Source organism: Ignatzschineria larvae DSM 13226, assembly GCF_038500265.1.
GTDB lineage: Bacteria > Pseudomonadota > Gammaproteobacteria > Cardiobacteriales > Wohlfahrtiimonadaceae > Ignatzschineria > Ignatzschineria larvae.
Map to the genome: position 1 here is coordinate 2,138,121 of NZ_CP150637.1, position 20,308 is coordinate 2,158,428.

Here is a 20,308-nt window from a genome sequence, read left to right on the forward strand (position 1 = left end):
AAAGCAACCTCTAGAGATCTCAATGGGTAATTTCAAGGGATCTATTGAACGTGACGACGTGATTTCCAATCAGCAATCACGCTCATGCCCGGCAATAGGCCTTCATCTTTATTCACAGGTCTTGCACGCACTTCAAAAGTCCGTAGATCGAAATCGCCGGTTGCTTTTGTCGCCTGCCAGTTCGCAAACTGTCCTAAAGGATTGATCGCTTGAATATAGACATCGATACTCTTTTTAAGTGCCGGCACATAGATATTAAAATGATCGCCCACCGCCGCATAATTGAGATAATCTTCCCGAATATTGAAGGTTAACCATAAATCATCCATATTCACAATCGAATAGAGCGGTGTTCCTGGGTTATAGAGTTGTCCTACTTCGGCGACTCGTACAGTCACCTGCCCATTTGCCGGTGAATAGACCGTTAGAGTTTCATAATCATTTTTAACTTGATTAAGAGCCGCAAGTGCTTGATCTACCTGAGCATCCGCTAAACGCTTCTGTTCAATACTACTACCATTCACAGCTAGTTCATAATTTGCTTTTGCAGCAGATGCGGCATCTACTGCGGCACTAAAAGAGTTTCGTGCAACATCTAAGTTTTGTTGGGAAATCCCACCTTTGGGCGCTGCTTGCTCCATTCGTTCAAGGTTACTTTTCGCAAGTGCAAGGTCCGCTTCCGCCTTTTCATATTGTGCACGCATCGCTTCAATCGTTTCAGGGCGAGTACTATAGACCACATCACGATTAGCAACTGACACATTATATTGCGCTTGTGCCGTGGCTAGTTGCTTCTCAAGTGCAGGGCTTTCTAGTTTTAGAAGGAGATCCCCCTTCTTAATTTTATCCCCTAATTCAGCATGTAATTCCGTAGCACGACCTTGTACTCGCACAGAAATATCGACACGGTTTGCCGCGACTTCCCCTTGGAAGACAAGCTCTGGTCGATGATTAGAGATATAGTAGAGCGTAACAATAAGTAGGACAATAATTCCCACCAAAATTGCGACAGTTTTTTTGATATTTTGCATAGGATTAAACCTTAATTGATCGTTATCCAAAGAGTAAATCTAATAAAAATTAGGTTTCATATAATAACACGATCGCCGTGAATAGAGTTATTCCTAGCTCACAACAGTTATATAACCATTTATGTGGAACGTCATACAAAATATAAATTACCTTTTTATATCAAAAGGTTATTCGAATTTTATTTTGAGGTTATTCGATATTCATTTAAAATCTTTTATGATATTTATTTATCATAACCATAAAGATCATAAAGCAAATTATCATAATGAAGTGGATAAACCTTCTAAATTAATACTCGAACGAAAATCAGTAATTAAGTCCGCAACAATATTAGCGCTGCCGGCAGCTAAGGTAAATCCTAAGCTACCATGGCCGACATTCAACCATAAATTGCGATATTGAGTTCGCCCTAAAATAGGGGATCCTTTCGGCGTTGCAGGACGTAGACCGCTCCAAGCTCGCGCCTGATCTAATCCTTTAATTTCGGGAAACGTTGCTTGAACCTGCGTTTTAAGGGCATCTATTCGCCGAGTTCTAATGCCATTCTTGTCATATCCGATATCCACCATTGCGGCAATACGTAATCGATCCCCTAATTGTGCATAAACGGTTTTATGGGCATAATCGGTCACGCTTAAGGTGGGGATGGTTTGCGCTGCAAATTGGGATTCAGCATTTTCAAGTGTTAAGCTGTAGCCTTTTAGCGGATAGATCGGTAGATCAATCTTCAGAGGTTTGACTAACGCTCGACTCTCATTGCCGGCACAGATCACTAGGTGTTTCACTAGTATCTCCCCTTGAGACGTTTGCAATGCAACAACCCGCCCTTCTCGCGCGACTAACTGATTCACCTTGCAATCCGTCACTAAAGTAAATTGTGAAGAGCGCTGTAGATAATCTAAGAGCGATAGGCAGTAAGTGTAAGAATCTGCTGTTTCATCAAAAGGGGCATAGATTCCGCCTTGAATATCAGAATGAATATCTATTAATGCCGGTTCTAATTCACATACCTCATCGGCATTTAAAATCTGTTGAAATTCAGGATCGATGTTCTCCTTCGCATGCGTGAAATCAGGTGCACTACGATGAAGAATCAATTTTCCAGAACGTTGCCAATGAAAATCCTGTGTCAAAACCTCTCGGCGCCAGTGAGTTAAAATCGATTGACTATAGAGCGATAACCGTAAGAGGTGAGCCTCTGTGATCTGATGTTGTCGCCTATTGCAAGCGCGCATAAATTGCAATAACCAACGCCACTGAGTGAGCGAGGGTTGTAGCCGCATATTAAGTGGGGAGCTAATCCTCCCCATCCACTTAATCCCTTGCCAAATCACGCCCCGATCGGCTAAGGGTGAAACATACCGATAACTTAGTTGACCCCCGTTAGCAAAGCTTGCGCCTTGCCCAACGCCATCTTCAGCATCTAAGAGCGTCACATGCGCCCCTTTTAGAATGAGCGCTAATGCTGTCGATAGGCCAATTACTCCTCCACCTACAATAGTGATATATTTTGCCATCTTTTATTATTTAAACCTCTAAGATCGGTAAGGATCATTAAAGAGGATTTAAAAGATAACCACAATTGACATTATCGTGATTGGTATAACTTTTGGTTATGCTCTTTAAGCCGCTTCTGTAAAAAGCGATGCAGTAGTCGCTGATAATCTTGGGCAATTTTACGCAAGGGACGCTCTGCTTGGTGCATAATACAGAGATCCAACATCAAAGGCTCCGACAATGGATGAATCATCGATAACGGCAGAACTTCCATCGCCGAAAAGATATCACTAATCGTGCAACCAATCCCCCGTTTTACAAATTCTGCCGCCATATAATAAGTATGCACATTCAGCTGCGGCGTTTTAAAGGTGCGATATTGGTGAATTAACATCGAAAGAGAATCTGCACCAGGATTGATCCAACGCGATTCATCAATCGCTTCTACCGGCATCTGATCGCCATCAATAGGAGAAGCATCAAGATACACAAGTGGTACCTTAGCGATCGGAATCGATGAGATTCCCTGCTCTTTAAGCGGCTTAAAGCTAATAGCGAAATCGAGCTGATAGCTATTGAGTAAACGTAATAATTCGGTTGTATGATAGGTACTCACCTCAATATTACCCTGAGGGTGTAATCGGATAAATTCAGCAGTCACTTCTGGGATTAAACTTAATCCTAGGCTCGGCAAACAGCCAATCGAAAGATCGCCCTGAGGTTTTTCAGCTAGATTCTCAGCAATGGCTTGAAAACCACTCAATTCCTCATAAACCGTTTTGGCTTTATCGTAGAGAATCAGCCCCTCTTTAGTCGGAATTAACTTCCCCCGTACACGTTCAAAAAGAGGATAGCCCAAGCGCATCTCCGCATGCTTAATCGTTTTACTCACCGCAGGTTGCGAGATATTGAGCATATCCGCGGCTCTTGAAATAGATCCGCACAGCATTACTGCGTAAAAAGCCTCTAAATGGCGCGCATTCATATCGATCCTTTCTCATCAATTATTCTTCAGAATATAAGGTTATGATACAAGATCGTACAAGAAAAGGCGGATTGAGATGATTGATTCTAAATAAAATCATTAACTAGTTCACAATTGACAATCAACTCTCTGTTTGTATTATAGTAATAAATTATATATATAATAATATAAAGAGATAGATATAATCATATTCTAAAATTAAGGTGAATCCTATGTCCCATCCTTCTGATCGCTACAAACTGCCTCCGCAAGCACTCCATATTTTAGTACCGCTATTTCTCTCCTGTAGTATGTCCTGTATTGTCTCATTAGTGAGTACACTGATGAGTGTCGGCTTCTCAGGATTTGTCTTTATAGAATGGTTAGGTGCTTGGATGTTCTCTTGGCTCATCGCCTTTCCTTCGGTGCTAATTTTACTACCTATCGTCCGCAAATTAGCGATGTTTTTTATCAAAAAAACATTATAAAGTCGTTGTGATTGCATTGTTTTAACGCAATTTTATAAAAAGTTCATCGCCTTGAATAAGAACAGTTAATGGCTCTAAATTACCAATTTTAATACTCTGATGGAATCGGAAAAAGTTCCGCATTACATATCGGTTATTCTCTTTTCCTTTACCTAGCTGGCTCCATAAAAAATAACTCATCCACATACCATGACAAAAGATAATACTTCCATCTTCAAGTGTTTTGAGCACCTGGGTAAAGTCAATAACGCGTTTAGCAAACTCATTAAACGTCTCCGCACCCTTCCCAAATCGGGCATTTGGATCGGATTCAACCCAGTATTTACGAGTTAACGGCACTCTCTGCTCACCTGTTAATCCTTCTACTAACTCAAAACTAATTGTATTGAATTCATTTAATTGCGCTAAAGGCTGAGGCTCTAGATTGAATTTAGTGCATAATGGCTTCGCTGATTGTTTTGTTCGTATAAACTCGGATATATAAATCTTTGTTGGCTTTTCAACAATTGACTGAGCCAAAATTTTCGCTTTTTGTTGACCTTCATCTGTAATTGATATCTCTGCATTAGGTTTACTGATACCGCCAATATTTGTTTCACTCTCTGCATGTCTATATATCGTAATTTTCTTCATCGTAGTCATTCACCATCTATCTAATCCATAAATTTTGATCAATACAAAACGCTAAGCCATTTTTCATAGCTTAGCGTTTTTGTATATCATTAAAAATTAAATATAATCAACACACATTACGTGAATTATATTTACTCAACATCTTTCATTGTTAAACGGATACGGCCTTGACGGTCAATCTCAAGTACTTTTACTTTCACTACTTGACCTACCGCTAAATGGTCGCCGACATTAGAGATACGCTCTTCTGAAGGGATTTGTGATACGTGAACCATACCATCTTGACCAGGGCGAAGATTTACAAATGCACCGAAGTCCATGAGACGAACAACCGGCGCTTCATATACTGAACCGATTTCGATATCAGAGGTAATCTCTTCGATACGTTTTTTCGCAGCTTCTGCTTGATCATTATTCACTGCAGAGATACGCACTTCACCACTATCTTCGATTTCGATAATAGCACCCGTTTCTTCCATAATAGCACGAATTGTTACGCCGCCTTTACCGATCACATCCCGAATCTTATCCGGATTGATACGAATAGTCGTGATGCGTGGTGCAAATTCAGAGATTGAATCCCGTGATTCACTGATCACTTTATTCATCTCATCGAGAATATGCAATCTTGCCACTTTAGCTTGTGACAATGCAGTATCCATAATCTCTTTTGTGATGCCATCAATCTTGATATCCATCTGAAGCGCTGTAATACCCTCTTTTGTTCCAGCGACTTTAAAGTCCATATCGCCAAGATGATCTTCATCACCAAGAATATCGGTCAATACAGCGTATTGTTCGCCTTCTTTAATAAGCCCCATCGCAATACCGGCAACAGGTGCTTTTAAAGGTACACCGGCATCCATAAGCGCAAGTGAGCTCCCGCAGACTGAGGCCATTGAGCTTGAGCCATTGGATTCTGTGATTTCAGAGACAACACGAATCGTGTATGGGTACTCATCCATATTCGGTAATACCGCAGCAACACCGCGTTTTGCCAAGTTACCATGACCAATTTCACGGCGTTTTGGTGAACCTACACGCCCTGTTTCACCTACTGAATATGGAGGGAAGTTATAGTGCAGCATAAAGCTCTCTTTATACTCACCTGAAAGCGCATCGATAATTTGTGCATCACGCTCAGTACCTAATGTTGCGACCACCATTGCTTGCGTTTCACCACGAGTGAAGAGTGCAGAACCATGAGTGCGTTTTAATACACCAACGCGCGATACGATAGGACGAACCGTTTTAGTATCACGACCATCGATACGTGGCTCGCCGGCAATAATTTGACCACGAACGATATCCGCGCTAATACGGCCAATTTCAGCCGAGACTTCTGCTGCTGTAAAACTATCTTCATCATCAGAAACTAGGGCTTCAATCGCTTTCTCTTTTGCTGCATTAATAGCCGCACCACGATCTTGTTTAACGGTAATTTTGAATGCCGCTTCTAAATCTTTACGCGCAATATCTGATACTGCAGTTTGTAGCGCAATATTTGCCTCAGGCGCTTCAAATGGGAATGGATCATTACCCACTTTATCTGCAAGCGCTTTGATATTTTCGATCACCACTTGGAATTCGTTATGACCAAACATCACAGCGCCGAGCATCACTTCTTCACTTAAAAGATTCGCTTCAGATTCCACCATCAATACTGCATTTTCAGTACCGGCCACCACTAAATCAAGATCAGACGTCTCTAGCTCTGTACGTGTTGGGTTAATGATATATTGACCATTTTTATAACCAACGCGCGCAGCACCTAATGGGCCATTGTAAGGTAATTTTGCGATAGAAAGAGCCGCCGATGCACCGATCATAGCCACGATATCTGTACTAATTTCTGGGTTGATTGATACAACCATCGCCACGATTTGCACTTCATTGGTGAATGCTTCGTGGAATAGTGGGCGGATAGGACGATCGATCAGACGTGAGATTAAGATCTCTTGCTCAGACGGACGCCCTTCACGACGGAAGAAGCCACCCGGGATTTTACCGGCTGCATAGGTTTTTTCTTGATAATCCACTGTTAATGGAAAGAAGTCGCGACCAGGATCTGCGCTTTTTGCAGCTACAACAGAGACAAATACGGTTGTGCCTTCCATATCCACCATAACCGCAGCGGTTGCTTGACGCGCGATTTCCGCAGTTTCGATCGTAACCTTACGACCACCATAGGTAAATTCTTGTACGATTGGTTCTAATTTCATAATTTCCTCTTATTTTTAATTCTCAAAGCCTTTAATAAAGCCTATAGAATCTAAGGGAACTGTTTTAGTGCTCTGACTGACAAAGATCATCACAGAGCCTTAAAACAGTGCCCCTATAGATATCTCTATTAAAGGCCAACATAACAAATCGATTATCGATCTGTTTTACCACTATTTTTCTGCGAAGAATTCTCCCTGATCACTCATTGAGTATAACTTCACAGTAAAATATATAAAAAACCCTCACATAAAGCTTATGCGAGGGCTACATTTCACAGACAGATTACACCTAGCGCATAGATTGTGTGCGAAATATAATCTGCGAGAAACTGCATCTTTATCAATTAACGACGTAATGATAAACGATCGATAAGATCTTGATAACGACCTAGATCTTTTGATTTTAAGTAGGTGAGCAATTTACGACGTTTGTTTACCATTTGAAGAAGACCACGACGTGAGTGATGATCTTTCTTATTCACAGCAAAATGCGCTTGAAGTGCATTAATATTGAATGTTAAAAGTGCAACTTGCACTTCTGGTGAACCTGTGTCGTTTGCGCCACGACCAAAATCTTTAACGATCTCTGCTTTTTTCTCAACTGATAACATAAATTTAAACTCCAAAATAATATAAAAGTGTCAATGGCGATGACAGCATTTACTGCCGGCATTATAGTATGATTCCGTTAAAATACCAAACTAATTCCATTGCCTATTTAAATTATCGCCTGCTTGTAATCCAAGCTTTTCAGCCATACCGGCATTAAGTTCAAGCACATACTTCCCCGGCGCTTTTGAGGGATAAGATGGACAATGAGCACTCTTGCAAGGCTCAGCAGTTACGATATCGACAATCTCGCCATTTTCGGCAATATAGATAATATCTAATGGAATCAGCGTATTTTTCATCCAAAAAGAGAGTGGCTGCGTGGCTGGAAACATAAAGAGCATTCCCCGATCTTCCGGCATTGATTCTCGATACATCAAGCCTTTAGCCTGTGCATAGCCATCTAGCGCTAACTCCACTAAAATAGGTTGCCCACCGACAATCATCTCCCCTTCCCGTAACCCAGAAATAGGTGATAAGCCAAAGCTTGGTTTGACAATACCCGCACGATTTTGTTGGAAGGCCACTAGATCAGGACTCTGTGTCACCGCTTGTTGGCCAATGGCAAAGTTATTAGTGACTATTAATAGCCCTAATGTGCCAACCACCGCCAGTAGTAATGTCCGTTTCCACAGCTTGATCGATTTTTGTATCTCTGATAGTCCCATATTATGCTTCGTCCTCCTCATCATCCCAATCAGCACCTTCGGCCATCTCTTCATCTTCGCAGAGTAAAATGCCATCATTCACTAACTGCACCAGAAATTGCTTGGCAACATCAGAGCTTAAAGCCTCTTCAAGTGCTTCATATTCCAAAAATTCTGAATTCACAATGTAGGTGACAAGCGCCTTTTCTGACTTCGGTAGTGAGTACGATTTACCGGCAGCAAAGAGATAGATTGCATCATTGATCTCACGATGTAACAGTGTAATGCCGGGATGTACTTCAAGCGCGCCGCCATCATCTAAGAACTCAACGAGTGATTCTTCATCCATCGGCTCATCGAGGGGCTCCGGCGCTTGAAACATCTTAGGTTCAGTAATGAAAGCCCCAAACCATTCACTCACCATCTCCCGATTATGGGTTAAGCTCTCTTGTAATACCGCCATCACTCGATCAATCGCATCATCTGTTAAATGACCATATTCTGAAGAGACCGGCAGCGTAGGATCGCTAAAACGGGCATCCTCAGCAATCTTATCAAACTGCATTTCGATAAAATCGCGGAACATCTCCCGATGCTTCGGTGCGCGAAAGCCCACAGACCAGGTTACACTGCGACCAATATTCACGCCGTAATGACCAATTCTCGGGGGTAGATAGAGCATATCGCCAGGCTCCACAATCCACTCTTCATCCGCTTTGAAATTCTCAATCAGACGGATATCCACACCATCGACAAAGTCATCTTCGGAGACCGGCGCATAGCTAATCTGCCAACGCTTCTTTCCCATTCCTTGAATCAAGAAGACATCATAATCATCCCAATGGGCACCGACATTGCCCCCATCTTCCCCAAGGCTCACTTGTAGATCATCTAAACGCCAATTGGGAATAAATTGAAACGGCGCAGTCATCGCTTTTAATTCCGGTAGATTCTTCTCCACATCATTAATCACGAGCATCCATTTCTTATCTTTAAGGGACGCAAAATCATCCTCTACAGCCGGCCCCATCTTCAATTGCCATGGGCGCTCTCCCCCTGATTCAAAGATAAAACGAGAGGGGATAAAAGGCTCTAACGCTAACCCGGCAATCTCATCAGCATCAATCGGATCTTCAAAATCAGGAAATGCATTTTTAATAAAGAGGGGTTTCTTCTGCCAGTATTCAGTTAAAAATTCTCGAGCAGTCAAGCCACCTAAGAATGAAAGGGGTTTATCTTGTGTCATAATATCTATCGCTTTTTCAAAAATTAATATATCGCTATATCTATCTATCTATATCTATCTATATCTTGTATCAGATAATGATACTCGAATGAGTAGTAGAAAGACTATTAAAATAATAAGAGATAGTACGCTATTTTCAGCATAAGCTTACGCCTCTTCACCCTTATTTTGATCTACCACAATAATGCGATGTCTCCATTCTAGTCTGCAAATAGATCTGTTATAGTATGGCAGGGCAACTCCTCATTGATGAGTTCTGTCATCTTTTGTAACCACATTAAGCCAAGCTCTATGAAAAAAAGAATTCTCTCACTATTACTCCCAATATTCTTCAATACCCCCTTCGCTCTCCAAGCGCAGATTGTGTCTCCTTACACCATAGCGCAATATCAAGAGGAAGCATGTCTTTCTAATCAGCAGAATGAGGATGAGTGCTCAATCATCGATTTATCGCTCCCTATTTACAAAGATCAACCTTGGCTTAATACTTATATTGTCCATAATCTAGTTGGGAATTCTCAGTTTCAGATCGATCAGCCGATTGAAATACAGATCAAGCAATTCTTGAGCAGAGCCATTGCCGATATGATTGAGTATGATGCTGAATATGACTCGATAGAGACGCAATTTTTGGGGCAAACGATTACCCCTAAAGGTCATTTTCAACACTTTTTTGCACTTGTGAATAGCAATGAAACCTACTTTAAAGGCGCAGCCCATGGTAATAGCGAACAAACGCTCTATCTCCTAGATACCGAAACTCAGAAAATCGTGCCACTTAAGGCATTACTAATAGATACTGCTGCCGAAAAAAAATTAGCGAAATTACAATATAGTGCGCTACAACAACTCTTTAAAACACTCGATATTGATATTCAAGAGCACTTTGCAGAGAATACTTGGCAATTTATACCCTCCACAAACTTTATCCCTAGCAAAGCAGGATTAACCTTTTTATATAATCCTTATGAAATAGCGCCTTATGCACTCGGCACTATTGAAATCACGGTGCCTAAAGAAGCGCTAAAAGGCATTATTAAAGCGCCATTTCTAGAGATGATTGAGCGGTGGGAAGCCCCATAGATTTTATCGGCGAGATACTCGCTCAACCAGGGGTAATAATCGAAGTTCACGCATAATATCCGCTAAATGTTTACGATCACTGACATCCACGACAAAGCGGATTTTTACTAAATCATCACTCATAGGCTCTGAAGTAAATTCGCCGAAATCGAGATTCATCTCGGTCACCTTGGCACTCACTGAAGCAATAGCGCCTCGGCGATTTTTGGCAATTAAGGTCAATTGTACCGGGAAATCGCCTTGTGCTTTCTTACTCCAAGCAAGGGGAATCCAGCGATCCGTCTGTTTCTTATAGTTTTCAACATTCGCACAATCTACTTGGTGGATCACCATGCCATGGCGTTGACTCAAATAGCCAATAATAGACTCGCCAGGGAGCGGATAACAACAACGACCTAAGGTTGTTTTCATCTTCTCCGCGCCGATAATAATATCGTTAGAAACCTCTAAGCCATCATCCTCATCTTCAATACCATCATGCATCTCCACTTCTAAGCCTTGTTTCACTAAGAAACGATTGAGAATGTAATGAATCGGATATTTACCCCGACCAATGGCAATAAGCAACTCTTCTTTCGTCCCTAACTCGACCTCTTCAAGCAACAAGTCCTTGTCTTGCTCTGTAAAGTCATCCAATTGAACGCCTTTCCCCTCTAACTCGGAAAACAGCAATGACTCACCCGCATGGTAAGCCTCTTCATCTGTCAGACGAGAGAGATAACTCAAGATACTCGTTCTAGCTCTTGCACTTACGACATAATCAAGCCATTTGGCGGTTGGTCTTATACCCTGTTCAGTGACAATTTCAACGGCTTGTCCATTGTGTAGAGATTGAGAAAAGGGGACTTCTTGCCCATCGACAATTACTGCTTTACAGCGATTCCCTACTTCAGTATGTACCGCATAAGCAAAGTCAATGCCTGTTGAACCTTTCGGAAGCTCGATAATCTTGCCCTTAGGTGTAAAGAGATAGATCTCTTTCGGGAAGAGATTCGCTTTCATCGCTTCCATAAATTCTTGCGATGAAATACCAGAATCTTGTAATTCATTAACGGAATCGAGCCATTGATTGGTTCGGCTCTGATTATGCCCTTGCCCTTCGTAAGCATCTTTATAACGCCAATGGGCAGCTGCACCCGCTTCGGCAATGACGTGCATATCTCGCGTACGAATTTGCACTTCTACCGGCAAGCCATTACGGCCAAAAACAATCGTGTGCAAACTTTGATAACCATTCCCTTTAGGAATCGCAATATAATCTTTAAAGCCACCAATAATCGGCTTATAGAGCTGATGCACCATTCCTAAAACACGATAACATTCATCTACCGTTGCGACAATAACGCGAATGGCAAAGATATCGTAAACCAGCTCAATCTTACCTTTGACCTTCAGCTTATTATAGATACTCCAGAGATGCTTTTTCCGGGTTGAAATTCGAGAGAGAATATTACTGCGCACCAAGCGATCATAGATCGTATCTTTAATTCGTGTTAAGTTTTCGCTCTCATTTTGATATTTATGTTCTATCGCTTTTGCAAGAACACGATAGCGCATAGGATAGATATTCTCAAAGCAGAGGTTTTCAAGATAGACTTGCAGTACATACATTCCAAGTCGAGCGGCAATCGGTGCATAGATCTCTAAAGTTTCATTGGCAATACGACGCTTTTTATAGGGTTGAAGGGAACCTAAGGTGCGCATATTGTGAAGACGATCCGCAAGCTTGACCATGATAATCCGAAGATCTTTAGTCATGGCCAAGATCATCTTACGGAAATTCTCCGCCTTTGCTTCCTCTTTCGAGCGAAACTTCATCTGTGTTAGTTTGGTAACGCCATCGACAATCTTCGCAACATCTTCCCCAAATTCGAGGGCAATCTCATCGTAACCAATCTCAGTATCTTCGATGACATCATGCAGTACGGCGCCCACTAATGATGCTTTATCGATCTGAACTTCACTCAGAATTAATGCAACCGCAATCGGATGGAAGATATAAGGTTCTCCAGATGAACGAAATTGTTCTTGATGCGCAAAGGCACCAAAAATACATGCTCGTTCAACCTCTTTAACCTCATCCTCTGGCAAATAGCGCCCAATAATCCGAAGTAAACGATCAACCTTGATCTCAAACTCCGCACGCCATGGCAGAAGATTCGCAGGAAGCTGGTACTGTTCCATAAATATCCCCTCTAAAACCGCTCGGTTTTACCAAGACGATTTTTACCGTTACGACCTACATAAATCAATACTAATTTCAATACTGATTAAAACTCAACGTGATACGCTGCTTCTTTAGCATTGATTTCATCTGCACTAATCCCACCTTTTGCGATCTCTCTTAGTGCAATGACGGTTGGTTTAGAAGCTTTACTCGTTCTCGGTACTGTTGGTTCTTCTCCGCGCTCAAGTTGTCTTGCTCTCTTCGCGGCAACCGTCACTAATTGAAAACGGTTATCTACTTTCTCTAAACAATCTTGTACAGTTACACGTGCCATTTGGTTTCTCACTCCTTAAAATTATTCCTACATATACTTCAATTTTCTTCACAATCTACGATTTTGGTAGATCCTTACTCACTATACCCCATTTCAAATAGGTGTGATATCTCACTATCGATAAAACAGCCTAGATCACCTATTCATTAACTATGGAAACAATCTGATAATGACGCAATTACTACAAAAACTAAAGACTCAAGACTTACTTCATTACTCATTTACTAAACAGCGAATAAAGGGGCGACATTATACCCTTAAATTCATTATTAATTTAGATTTTTTCCACAAGAAGCTGATGCAATAGTGCCTTATTATGCGACTTCTGATAGTGCGTTCTCAAGCGGTTTGCGCAAAAGATCGCTTGCAAATCTTGAAGCGCTACCTCAAATTCATCATTCACCACTAAGTAATCAAAACGTTCATAATGTGCTATCTGATTCACCGCATCTTCCATCCGTTTTGCCACAACCATCGGCTCATCTTGCTTACGTGCAGAGAGCCGCTTTTCAAGTGCAGTAATTGACGGGGGTACAATAAAGATAAGCTCGGCTTCTGGCATAATACGTTTGACCGCTTCAGCACCTTGCCAATCAATGACAAGCACTACGTCATGACCTGTTGCCGTATGTTTCTCAACCTCTTGAAGCGACGTTCCATAAAGATTATCAAACACTTGAGCATATTCTAAAAATGCACCTTGCCCGATCATCTCTTCAAATCGATTTCGCGTGACAAAGTGATAATCATAACCATCTTGCTCCCCTTTACGTGGTGCACGAGTCGTATGTGTCACTGCACGAGTAATTGCTTTGTCTTGTGCCATTAAGGCATCCACAAGACTTGTTTTACCACCACCAGAAGGCGCTGAAATCACATAAACACGGCCAATGTTCTCTGCTTTTTGTTGCATCTGTCCCATCACTTTAACTCTCTATTTCTCATGAAATATCAATAACAATATGCTTTTCTTGAAGGATTATTGAAGTAGTATATAATAAACTGCTAGTAATGATTATTCTATTTACTAAAAATCAAAACCGCTAGCGTTTCCTATTGTATGTATACGGAGTAAAACCCAATTATGTTGAAAAAATTATTCTTAAGCGCAAGCATCGCGCTTCTACTCGGCGGCGTTGCTTCTGCCCAAGGTCAAACTGAGGTGATCTATCTCAAGCAGCATGGGGACTGGAAAGTTGAATGCTTACAAGATGAATCGCCAGAAGGTACGTTTGAAAATTGCCTCATGTCTACTACAGGGGATATTGAACTCACAAACCCTAACGATGAGACACAGAAGCAAAAAATTAAAGCACTAAGAGCTTCAGTTGTTTATCTTGATGGTAATCCAACACTGATCTTCAGCGCATTACCCGGCGCGCTCTTGATTCCTGGCCTTGAGCTTAAAATTGATGGTAATCAACTTGAGATCGAAGGCAATAAAGTCACCGGTTTAAGTTTTGAGCGCTGTTTACCTGATGGTTGTATCACAGGCCTGCCAATTAATGACCCTAAAGTCCTTGAAACGCTCAAAAAATCAGGCAAATTAAATGTGAGCTATACTCATGATTTCTTAGGCCCTGAACCAAACAATGTGAAAATTGACCTTTCTATGAAAGGCTTCACGAATGGATTAGATGATTTAGCAAAACAATCAGAAACTAAATAGTTTTTCACAAATAAAATCGTCAATAGAAAGGGATCAACATTGGTTTGATCCCTTTTTTAGATTATAATTTACTATTAGCTGCTCTTTTCGCATTGTGATCTTCTACTTTAATTGTGCAATAGCATTTTAAATCGCTTAATAAAGAGTTGGCCTTCCCCTTTTTGTATCGATCTACCTAATTAAGAGAAGCCGTTTATCTATGGACTATCCTCAACACTTTGGCGTTATTATCATCGGCGGTGGCCACGCCGGTACAGAAGCAGCCCTTGCATCTGCAAGATTAGGCGTTCCAACCCTTCTTTTGACTCATAATATCGAAACCTTAGGGCAATTGAGCTGTAATCCTGCAATTGGTGGCATTGGAAAAGGTCAAATAGTAAAAGAGATTGACGCACTCGGCGGGGCAATGGCGCATGTCACTGATCTTGCCGGTATTCAATTTCGTATCTTAAATGCCTCAAAGGGCCCTGCCGTTCGCTCAACCCGCGCACAGGCAGATCGCACACTCTATAAAACAGCGATGCGGAAAATTCTCGAAAATCAACCGAATCTTTACATCTTCCAACAAGCTGCCGATGATCTTATCCTGAAAGGCGATAAGGTCTGTGGCGTGATTACCCAAACAGGTATTCGCTTTCATAGTGAAACGGTCGTTCTCACTGCCGGCACTTTCCTATCAGGCTTAATTCATATCGGAATGTCTAATTATAGCGGTGGCCGAATGGGCGATACCGCTTCTATTACACTATCGCATAAATTAGCAGAGCTAAATCTTCGTAAAGGCCGCCTTAAAACGGGTACACCGCCGCGCATTGATGGCAAAAGTATCGATTTTTCCAATATGACAGAACAGCCCGGCGATACCCCTTGCCCTGTTTTCTCCTATTTAGGTCGCGTAGAAGAGCACCCGCGCCAAGTTTCTTGTTGGACTACTTATACCAATGAGCGCACCCACGATATTATTCGTAGTGGTTTAGATCGTTCACCGATGTATGCCGATAATAAAACCATCGAAGGTTTAGGCCCGCGTTATTGCCCTTCTGTAGAAGATAAGATTATGAAATTTGCAGATAAAGATCAGCATCATGTCTTCTTAGAACCTGAAGGGCTCGAAACGCACGAATATTACCCTAATGGTATCTCAACTAGCCTGCCCTTTGATATCCAATTACAATTAGTCAGATCCATTCCCGGTATGGAAAATGCCCATATCACACGCCCAGGTTACGCGATTGAGTATGATTTTTACGATCCTCGAGATCTTAAATTTACCCTTGAAACCAAAGCAATACAGAACCTCTACTTCGCCGGCCAAATTAATGGCACAACCGGTTATGAAGAGGCCGCAGCTCAAGGACTAATTGCAGGATTAAATGCCGCGCGCCGCTATCTTGAACAAGAAGCTTGGTATCCTAAACGTCACGAGGCGTATATCGGCGTGATGATTGATGATCTGATTAATCTTGGGGTTCGCGAACCGTACCGTATGTTTACCTCTCGGGCAGAACATCGCCTCATTCTGCGAGAAGATAATGCCGATGAGCGCTTAACCCCGATTGGTCGAGAATTAGGACTTGTGGATGATCATCGTTGGGAAGCATTCCTTGAGAAACAAGAGCTGATCGAAAAGGCAGAGCAACAATTTAGAGACTGGATGGTCAAAGCAGAATCACCCGCCGGTGAAAAACTAGAAAAAGAGCACAATCTCCCGCTTAAACAGAATATCCGGGCGCTCAATCTTTTAAAACGCCCAGAGGTCACACTCTCTGTTTTAGAGAGCCTTCAGGATGACAATGGCCCTCATTTTGCCGATTATCCTGCAGAAATTTTACAAAAAATTGAAATTCATACCAAATATGAAGGGTATATTAATCGCAACCTCGAAGATATTCAGCGAAATCAAAAATTTGAAAATGCACCATTACCGGCGCACGTGGATTACAGCCAAATTGAAGGACTCTCCATTGAGATTCAAGAACGCCTCAATCAAGCACAACCTGAAACGATTGGCCAAGCCTCTCGAGTTCAAGGGGTCACGCCGGCAGCCATCTCACTGATTCTAGTACATCTAAGAAAAGGGAAACTCCCTACACAAAATAGTCGAAAGGATTAATTATATTATGCGTAAAGCTGTATTGAACGTAGCACTATCATCATTGCTGCTGCTGTCCCCCACGTTTGCCAACAGTTTGATTGACCTTCTCAAAGATAGTCAAGATCCCAAGGTGGGTTCTCTTACAGAATATCAGGATGATAATGTTCTCTACTTCAAAGATATCTACGGCTTTACGCTCTATGATTATACTAAGCCGAAACAAAATGAAGCGCTCAAAAAGTGGTTAGAAACCCAAAATATCGCAACAGGCGTAACGCCCGAAGTGATTCAACGGGCACAAGTGTGGCTCTATCTACTTGACTATCCTATTGATAACTTAGATGGCAAGATGAGTGAAGCCTTTAAAGCACATATTGTTGATTATCAAAAGAAAAATAATCTCCCCATCATTGCCGATATTGTACCAGAGTGGTTTATCGATCTTGAACAGCGTGCGATTAATACACTCCTTGATGAAGTCAACAAAGAGAATCCTAATCTCTCGGATATTGAGTTACAAGCAGCACTTGTGAAAAAACTACGGGAAAAACTCCCGGCGAATGTCAATGTTGCAGATTTGATTACCCTAGATACGCTATTGCCGGCGACGAATAATAAAGTCATCTTTAAAATTACGCCACAAAAAACAGAAGAGAATCCTTATGAGTTGATGCTTGATTTGAGCTATCTCAATAAGACCCCAACGACCAATAGAACCGAAACAGTCAGTGCTACAGAGATCAGTAATCCGCTCATTTCGCTCTTTGACCTCTCTGAAAATGAGATTCAAAAGCTCATTAGCTCGGCTCGCTCTGCTAAAACATTAACCCTACAAACGTGGCTTAAAGTTGCAGGCTTCTTCCCTGAACCTTTAGTCATTGATGGTCAAGCAGGGGGTAATACTCGTAGCGCCATTATTCATTTCCAAAAATCAATCAACTATACGCCTGCAGATGGGGTTCCTAATGTCAAATGGGAGGTCCCCCTTGAAACTATTGTACGTAAAGAAGCACAGAAACAACTTCAATTATTAGGTCTCTATGAGGGGGATATTGATGGTCGTAATGGCACAGCAACACGCAATGCCATCAAGGCTTATGAGAAGAGTATTCAAATCCCTGAAACCGGCACACTCTCTCCGAATCTGCTCTTCCATCTCTTTAATAGCCAGTTTTTACCCAAAGAGATTGCGGTCAAAACAATCACTCAAACAATGAAAGCCGCTGCAGATACAGCAGAAAATAGCACGGAACCTGTAGCAACAACTGCGACTGCCACGACGATTGCGGAAAGCACTGCGCCAGAAGTAAGCGAACCGAAAGAGAGCAAAGCTGAAGAGAATAAAACGGAAGCGAATAACACTGAAATTACTGTCGCAGAAGTGATTGAAACAGAAAGTGCGCTCGATAATAGCAATGAACTATTACTCTTTACACCGATAGTACAAAAAACCATCGAGAATGTTGCAGGCACACCCCAAACAACGGTCGAAACACAAGAACCCTCGAAGCGAATTATTCTCCCACCCGATAGCGATGAGGATGAGGAGACAGTGAGTGAAGAGGATGAAGCAGCCCTTGATGAGGCGGATATTGATGATGTTGAATTTGTCGCTGAAACACTGCAAGTTGATCCGCAAGAAGCGAAAGATAAACTCAAACAGCTACAAAAAATTATCGATCTTGAAGCCCCAATTCAGCTCTTTGATCTTAACCGCACACAGGTCGATGATCTTCTTATTAAAGCGAAAAGCTCCGAGATCTTCTTTACCCAAATTTCTCTCTATCTCTTAGGGATCTATGATGGTCCACTCGATGGTGCGAATGGCCCTGCGACACGAGATGCAATCCGCACCCTTGAGAAAGAATTAGGGCAACCCGAAACAGGCCAGATCCTCCCACGTTGGCAGACACCGCTTCGCCAATTAATGTATCGCTTTGTCCAATATAAACTCAAAGAAGATGGTCTCTATGATGGCGCTATCGATGGGATTACAGGCACCGGTACACGTAATGCCATTATCGCTTATGAAAAAGCGAATGATACGGAAGAAGTCGGTCGTTTAACCTCCGCCTTGCTCTTAACGCTCTTTAATGAGGGGCTCAATAATGCAGTAACGGATGCAAAAATCCCTACAGATTCTCCGGAAGATGTGACGGATGATGGTACATCTCCCGTTTCAGCAGAAGAAGATCAAACACTCAAAACAGATAGCAAGAAAGAGGAAGAGCTCCTTCGTACGAATGTGCAAAAATTTGACCTTTCCCATCCTAAGAGTAAAGAGGATACGGCACTACTCCAACTTAAACTCGCCTATCTTGGCTTCTTAACCGGTGATGTTGATGGGTTAACGGGGCCTGCAACAACTCGTGCCATTACCGCTTTCCAAAAAGCGTTTAATCTGCCACAAACAGGTAAGCTTGATAAGAAAACGGAAGCAAAATTGGAAGAGGAAAATATCAATAAATTCCAACGTTATCTACAACGTACCGATTATATGAAAGATAATCCCACCGGTACACTCGGCCCAAAAACTCGCCGCGCCATTGGGATCTTAAAAAATCGTTACGGTTATAAAGTCGATAATAATCTTGATCTTCCGGCCTATCTGATTCTAATTGATGAAGAGCAAAATAGTCGCTTTGCTAAGGATTATTACGAGAAAGAGATTAAGGCACGTGAGCAAGAGCAAGAACTCAAAGATACGCAAGCTTATCTTGTGGGATTCGGTGTTCTCAATAGTAAAGTTGATGGCAAAATGGGTCCCTCAACCGAGAAAGCGATTGCCACTTACCGTTCACAACAAGGTCTGAAAAAAGGGAGCCAGATCGATAGTGCACTCATTGAATCTTTCAAGAAAAATGCGCCTAAACAAGCGCAGGCTTACCTACAACAATTAGGCTATCCGATTAAACCCGATGGTATCTTTGGTGCAAACTCTAAGAAACAGCTCAATGCGTTCTTAACAAGTCAGCGTAAAGCAAAATCAGATATCGTCACCGCGACAATCTTAATGGATCTGAAACAAGCTGTTGAAAAACGTTTAAGCAGTAAAAGTAGTAGCTCTACCGCTTCAAGTAGCACTTCTACACCACGTAAAACAGGTACTGCACCCCGCTTACAAAAAGGTTTACAGAAGGAAGGCATCTTAACTGCAGCACCAACTCGCACAGTCAATGGTCCACTGCAAGTAATCAAAAATGGAAATAATATCGTAGGCTGTAAAGTGAAAAATATTACAATGGCTGCCGATTGGTGTACAGGTAAACGTAATGGCTCTAGCTGTCGTGTCCTCTACAAAAATGGTCGGGTACTATCAATGAACTGTAAATAGTGCTCTCGATTATTGAGTTCTTATCCATTTGAACCGTCATTTTAATATCAGCCTCTTTAATCTCGAATTGAAGAGGCTGAATTGTTATATAGTAAGATCGACTTAAAATAAGCTTATTTAATATAGTAATATCGGTTCAAAAGAAGCTTATTCAAATGCCGGTGCATCGGCTGTAAGAAGTAAGAAAGTTGTTCTTTCCGGCATCTTGCAAGTGTTGTTTAGTACGGTTTTATCTTCTTTTAAAACCCCACAATAACTGTTTAAAAACATTTTTCTTAAACCCAATTT

At 41.8% G+C, this 20,308-nt stretch carries 16 protein-coding genes; 5 read left to right on the forward strand and 11 right to left on the reverse strand.

The window, feature by feature from the left end:
• Nucleotides 1–41: 41 nt before the first annotated feature.
• The 3 genes from WMO13_RS08840 to WMO13_RS08850 form a co-directional block, all read right to left on the reverse strand.
• Nucleotides 42–1,031, reverse strand: a complete 990-nt coding sequence (locus WMO13_RS08840) for an HlyD family secretion protein (protein WP_034855865.1) — start codon at nucleotides 1,029–1,031, stop codon at nucleotides 42–44.
• A 261-nt stretch (nucleotides 1,032–1,292) separates the two neighbouring features.
• Complete coding sequence (locus WMO13_RS08845; RefSeq protein ID WP_026879142.1) at nucleotides 1,293–2,549, reverse strand: D-amino acid dehydrogenase; 1,257 nt, start codon at nucleotides 2,547–2,549, stop codon at nucleotides 1,293–1,295.
• A 71-nt stretch (nucleotides 2,550–2,620) separates the two neighbouring features.
• Complete coding sequence (locus WMO13_RS08850) at nucleotides 2,621–3,514, reverse strand: LysR family transcriptional regulator (protein WP_026879141.1); 894 nt, start codon at nucleotides 3,512–3,514, stop codon at nucleotides 2,621–2,623.
• A 212-nt stretch (nucleotides 3,515–3,726) separates the two neighbouring features.
• Between WMO13_RS08850 and WMO13_RS08855 the strand changes: the two genes are divergently transcribed.
• Nucleotides 3,727–3,981, forward strand: a complete 255-nt coding sequence (locus WMO13_RS08855; RefSeq protein WP_026879140.1) for a DUF2798 domain-containing protein — start codon at nucleotides 3,727–3,729, stop codon at nucleotides 3,979–3,981.
• Between the two features lie 21 nt (nucleotides 3,982–4,002).
• On the opposite strand, the gene WMO13_RS08860 is transcribed toward WMO13_RS08855, so the two are convergent.
• The 5 genes from WMO13_RS08860 to WMO13_RS08880 form a co-directional block, all read right to left on the reverse strand.
• Nucleotides 4,003–4,614, reverse strand: coding sequence for a histidine phosphatase family protein (locus WMO13_RS08860; RefSeq protein ID WP_169727773.1), 612 nt, complete (start codon nucleotides 4,612–4,614; stop codon nucleotides 4,003–4,005).
• A 131-nt stretch (nucleotides 4,615–4,745) separates the two neighbouring features.
• Complete coding sequence (gene pnp, locus WMO13_RS08865; protein WP_026879138.1) at nucleotides 4,746–6,836, reverse strand: polyribonucleotide nucleotidyltransferase; 2,091 nt, start codon at nucleotides 6,834–6,836, stop codon at nucleotides 4,746–4,748.
• A gap of 344 nt (nucleotides 6,837–7,180) precedes the next feature.
• The gene (gene rpsO, locus WMO13_RS08870; protein ID WP_026879137.1) at nucleotides 7,181–7,447 is read right to left on the reverse strand and encodes a 30S ribosomal protein S15; all 267 of its coding nucleotides are present in this window, start codon (nucleotides 7,445–7,447) and stop codon (nucleotides 7,181–7,183) included.
• 90 nt (nucleotides 7,448–7,537) lie between these two features.
• Nucleotides 7,538–8,113 (reverse strand): DUF192 domain-containing protein, encoded by a 576-nt coding sequence (locus tag WMO13_RS08875; protein WP_169727772.1) that lies wholly within the window; start codon nucleotides 8,111–8,113, stop codon nucleotides 7,538–7,540.
• Between the two features lies 1 nt (nucleotide 8,114).
• Nucleotides 8,115–9,338, reverse strand: coding sequence for a JmjC domain-containing protein (locus WMO13_RS08880; RefSeq protein WP_051396258.1), 1,224 nt, complete (start codon nucleotides 9,336–9,338; stop codon nucleotides 8,115–8,117).
• A 291-nt stretch (nucleotides 9,339–9,629) separates the two neighbouring features.
• Between WMO13_RS08880 and WMO13_RS08885 the strand changes: the two genes are divergently transcribed.
• The gene (locus WMO13_RS08885; protein ID WP_026879136.1) at nucleotides 9,630–10,421 is read left to right on the forward strand and encodes an RsiV family protein; all 792 of its coding nucleotides are present in this window, start codon (nucleotides 9,630–9,632) and stop codon (nucleotides 10,419–10,421) included.
• Between the two features lie 3 nt (nucleotides 10,422–10,424).
• On the opposite strand, the gene WMO13_RS08890 is transcribed toward WMO13_RS08885, so the two are convergent.
• From WMO13_RS08890 to gmk, 3 genes are all read right to left on the reverse strand, one after another.
• Nucleotides 10,425–12,605, reverse strand: coding sequence for a RelA/SpoT family protein (locus tag WMO13_RS08890; protein ID WP_034855863.1), 2,181 nt, complete (start codon nucleotides 12,603–12,605; stop codon nucleotides 10,425–10,427).
• Nucleotides 12,606–12,691: 86 nt separating this feature from the next.
• Entirely contained in the window at nucleotides 12,692–12,922 is a 231-nt protein-coding gene (gene rpoZ, locus WMO13_RS08895; protein ID WP_026879134.1) for a DNA-directed RNA polymerase subunit omega, read from the reverse strand.
• A gap of 274 nt (nucleotides 12,923–13,196) precedes the next feature.
• A complete protein-coding gene (gene gmk, locus WMO13_RS08900) occupies nucleotides 13,197–13,844 on the reverse strand; it encodes a guanylate kinase (protein ID WP_245601164.1) in 648 nt (215 codons plus the stop codon).
• Between the two features lie 162 nt (nucleotides 13,845–14,006).
• Here gmk and WMO13_RS08905 point away from each other — a divergent pair, with 162 nt between their 5' ends.
• The 3 genes from WMO13_RS08905 to WMO13_RS08915 all read left to right on the forward strand — a co-directional run bounded on the left by WMO13_RS08905 (nucleotide 14,007) and on the right by WMO13_RS08915 (nucleotide 20,020).
• Nucleotides 14,007–14,591: an invasion associated locus B family protein gene (locus WMO13_RS08905; RefSeq protein WP_026879132.1), complete on the forward strand. Its 585-nt coding sequence runs from the start codon at nucleotides 14,007–14,009 to the stop codon at nucleotides 14,589–14,591.
• Nucleotides 14,592–14,790: 199 nt separating this feature from the next.
• On the forward strand, nucleotides 14,791–16,704 hold the full coding sequence (gene mnmG, locus WMO13_RS08910; protein WP_026879131.1) for a tRNA uridine-5-carboxymethylaminomethyl(34) synthesis enzyme MnmG: 1,914 nt from the start codon (nucleotides 14,791–14,793) through the stop codon (nucleotides 16,702–16,704).
• Between the two features lie 7 nt (nucleotides 16,705–16,711).
• Complete coding sequence (locus tag WMO13_RS08915; RefSeq protein ID WP_026879130.1) at nucleotides 16,712–20,020, forward strand: peptidoglycan-binding domain-containing protein; 3,309 nt, start codon at nucleotides 16,712–16,714, stop codon at nucleotides 20,018–20,020.
• Nucleotides 20,021–20,308 lie beyond the last annotated feature (288 nt).